The organism is Escherichia sp. TW14182, assembly GCF_000208525.1.
GTDB lineage: Bacteria > Pseudomonadota > Gammaproteobacteria > Enterobacterales > Enterobacteriaceae > Escherichia > Escherichia ruysiae.
This window is the reverse complement of the sequence record NZ_AEJZ01000045.1, coordinates 1-3277: the sequence shown is the minus strand read 5'-3', so window position 1 is coordinate 3277 and position 3277 is coordinate 1. Positions and strand designations below refer to the sequence as shown.

Sequence of the window (3277 nt, the reverse complement as noted above, 5' to 3'; positions counted from 1 at the left end):
ACTAAATCAGTAAGTTGGCAGCATCACCAGCTCAAGCTTCAGCTCGTCAGTGCCAATGAACTGAAATGCTTCCTCTGCGGCTGCGTTCTGGTTCATGACCAGTTTGTAAATCTCTAGCTGGAATTTCTGTTCTTCAGTCATGGGAATAATCTCTGCCATTGTTGGCTCCATTTATCCGTTGAAAGGGATATCAGTTAAGTTATCCCGTGTAGGGTATAAGCCATTGTCGAGACCACTCATTGAATGGCCTCTGCAATAACTGATGTCTTTCCATCAGTCCGCCACCACAAAGAATCTTTTTTGCCATAAGGCAGGAGGTTCATCTTTCAGTGGCTGCCAGTGTTATTTCCCCACTTTCTGGCTTGGGTTGTTTCGCTGTACTGCCGTTAATTGGTGAGTCCGGGGATTACGGTTTGCCCGTGCTGTTCAAGGCGTTCAATTCTCGCCAGTAGCTAAGGCTTCTTAATTTTTCCCCAGCGATTAAGCAGGCGACCTGACATGCTGGCAACATCCTTCTCTTTCATGTACTCCAGCATTACGGCATTTCTCTCTTCTTCAAATTGACGATGACCAACCTGAAGCATGGCGTACATCCAGTTAAATGCGTTGATGTAAGCAATTTTGATACGCATTGCTTCTTTTTTGGTGTAGGACATAACCAAAAGCATCAACCCATCCTTGCGGAGACGGTAGAATTTTTGCGGCTTACCATTCTGTAACTCATTGTTTTTATAGCAAAGCTCAAAGTTGAGCTTTGTATCAAACTCAGGAGGGCAAGCTTCTATGGTTCGTTCAATGTCACGAACTACGTTCTTCGGCAGCTTTCCAAATGCTTTTGCCACCATAAAAGAATCTGTAACCGGATCGTTGTTTGCCACAAAAATCAGATCTCGGAAATCGATGCCGTTAACGATATTTGGATAATTCATCAGTGATCACCTTTTAGTGATGAACCTTGTCACACAGGATTCCGGCCCACAGAAAGGCACCGATCACCAAACCGGCATCCTCAAGGGTCATCCTGAAAGGTTCTGTGTTCATAAATCGCGCGTGTGAAGCGCGTTTACTGCGGACATAAAAAAGCCCCGCATCGCGAGGCTCATTAAATGGACTTTGTGATTTGCAAAAAAATTATTTCAGGCACTGAGTCCTGATGTACTCCTGCAGGTAGTTAACCTGCGCGGTTATCCTGTCGATTCCACTTCGGAGACGGTAATAATTGAGTTCAGCATCTGCTGTAAGTCCTGGGCTTTCTCCATCGCCCATGCTGCTGGCTCCGGTCGTTGACTTTGCACAGGTGGCGGCGACTTGCAGGCGCTTACGACCAGCAGAAACATCAGCGCGAAGACTTTCGATAGTCGCGTTAGCATCAGCAAGCTCCTTTGTGTATCTGGCGTCAAGTTCTGCTACATCACGTTGACGCTTCTGCATGTCAGCGATGATGGATGTGGCTTTGTCGCGCTGGGCTTTGTAGGCGATGGCGTTATCCCGGTAATGATTAACAGCCCATGACAGACAGACGATGATGCAGACAACCAGAGCGGAGATAATCGCGGTTACTCTACTCATTGCTGCCCCCACAAACAGACTTCACGCTCAATCTCACGACGGGTCATCAGCCCTTTCCATTGCTTACCGCCAGCGTATGTCCAGCGACGTAGCTGGTCACATGCGCCTTTGATATCACCCTGGTTTATTTTGCGAAGAAGCGTAGATGTTCTGAAATTGCCAGCACCCACGTTGTAGACGAACGAGTAAAGAGCGCCGCGCGTTGTTTCCGGTATATCGACTTTGATGTACGGGTTAATTTGTCTGGCGACCGTGGCAAGGTCTTTATTCAGGAGGGCTTTGCATTCTGCTTCGGTATACGTTTTACCGAGCATGATGTCTTTTCCGGTGTGTCCGTGGCATACAGTCCATACACCAACAATATCTTTGTATGGTATGTAGCTGACACCTTCCAGACCATCGTTACCACTCGGACCAGTGATGAGCACAGACGCTATGGCAACAGCCCCACCACCAATAGCAGCTGCTACAGCCTTGCGTAATGATGGCGACATTATTCACCTCTCGCAGCCTTACGCTTATCTTCTTTAATCTTGAAATAAAGGTTTGTCAGATAAGTGAGAAAACCCAACACAAGGCTTCCAAGCACTCCAATCGCCGCCCACTGTGACGGACTGACCTGATCAAGCCACTGTAAAAACCAGTAGCCAGCACTGCCTGCAGAGGTGCCGTAGGCAATGCCCGTTGTTAACTTGTCCATGGATTTCATAGCCTCACCTCCGCGAATAACGGATGGTGTACACGGTTCGGAACGAAGAGGAAAGGTATAGAAGTTACATTAGCGTAAGGCTTGAACATCTATTCAAAAAGAAAAACGCCAGCGATTATTCTGGCGTAGCTGAAAGCATCATACAATTATCAAATACGAAAATTACAAAATCATTAAAACGCATCACGTTACATCATGTCTTTTTCTAAAAAAAATCTTGATGAATATTGATGGGGAGGAACACCAAAATATCTTCTGAAAACACTTACAAAATATGACGTGTTTTCATAACCGCATATCTCAGCAACTTTTCCAACAGAATATAAATTGTAGCTTAATAACCTTTCCGCCATCACCATTCGCTCTTCAAGAATTAATTTACTAAATGATAAGCCTTCGTGCTTTAATTTTCTTTTTAACAGACTTTCACTCAGATACAGTCTTGAAGATATATCACAAAGTCTCCATGCTGCAGATATATCCGTGTGAATAATAGCCTTAACTTTACTTCCTAAACTATTAAGACATCCAAATAAAAAACTTTGCACTATTTTCTCTGAAGATAAGATAGCAAGACATGCAAGTGATATTTGATTTCTAACAAAATCCACAGTTCTGCCATCACAATTCAAGCATGCAATCAAGTTCTTTAACAATGAAAAATCTTCACATTCCACCATCAAGTATGCCGGATAAAACCTTCTTACAGAAAAAGGTGAGAGTGTGTTGCTTTTAAAGAAATCATTAACTGTTTTCTCTTCAACATCTACGATCATTACATGATCTATATTTGATGAAAAAAAATCTTTCAAATTGTAATCAATGAGAACAGCACTTCCTTTTTTAAACAAAATATCTTCTTTACCAATTCGGACATCAAACGAGTTCAACACCAAAATGATAGAACATATGTATGGCATATTATCCACCTGATATCATTGGGGTTACACCAGGTAAGTATAGGTGGAAATGTAGTGGTCAACAAAAACTGGCCACAGC

Annotated in this window: 4 protein-coding genes and 2 pseudogenes; all 6 read right to left on the bottom strand. The window is 43.5% G+C overall.

Annotation, left to right across the window (positions count from 1 at the left end):
- Positions 1–27: 27 nt before the first annotated feature.
- Positions 28–159: pseudogene (locus EQY_RS24250) on the bottom strand (DUF2560 family protein); the annotation flags it as partial.
- 296 nt (positions 160–455) lie between these two features.
- Positions 456–929 (bottom strand): annotated as a pseudogene (locus tag EQY_RS0104460) (Rha family transcriptional regulator); the annotation flags it as partial.
- A 202-nt stretch (positions 930–1131) separates the two neighbouring features.
- Entirely contained in the window at positions 1132–1569 is a 438-nt protein-coding gene (locus EQY_RS0104455) for a lysis protein (RefSeq protein ID WP_024212399.1), read from the bottom strand.
- A complete protein-coding gene (gene rrrD, locus EQY_RS0104450) occupies positions 1566–2063 on the bottom strand; it encodes a lysozyme RrrD (protein ID WP_000075169.1) in 498 nt (165 codons plus the stop codon). The genes EQY_RS0104455 and rrrD overlap by 4 nt, the downstream gene beginning before the upstream one ends.
- Complete coding sequence (locus EQY_RS0104445) at positions 2063–2278, bottom strand: class II holin family protein (RefSeq protein WP_000839583.1); 216 nt, start codon at positions 2276–2278, stop codon at positions 2063–2065. The genes rrrD and EQY_RS0104445 overlap by 1 nt, the downstream gene beginning before the upstream one ends.
- 188 nt (positions 2279–2466) lie before the next feature.
- Positions 2467–3198 (bottom strand): helix-turn-helix domain-containing protein, encoded by a 732-nt coding sequence (locus tag EQY_RS0104440; RefSeq protein WP_001146308.1) that lies wholly within the window; start codon positions 3196–3198, stop codon positions 2467–2469.
- Between the last annotated feature and the right edge of the window lie 79 nt (positions 3199–3277).

What these genes read in the sequence shown, in the direction of transcription:
- EQY_RS0104455 (WP_024212399.1), bottom strand. Translation starts at nt 1,569, where the DNA reads ATGAGTAGAGTAACCGCGATTATCTCCGCTCTGGTTGTCTGCATCATC.
- EQY_RS0104440 (WP_001146308.1), bottom strand. Translation starts at nt 3,198, where the DNA reads ATGCCATACATATGTTCTATCATTTTGGTGTTGAACTCGTTTGATGTC.
- rrrD (WP_000075169.1), bottom strand. Translation starts at nt 2,063, where the DNA reads ATGTCGCCATCATTACGCAAGGCTGTAGCAGCTGCTATTGGTGGTGGG.
- EQY_RS0104445 (WP_000839583.1), bottom strand. Translation starts at nt 2,278, where the DNA reads ATGAAATCCATGGACAAGTTAACAACGGGCATTGCCTACGGCACCTCT.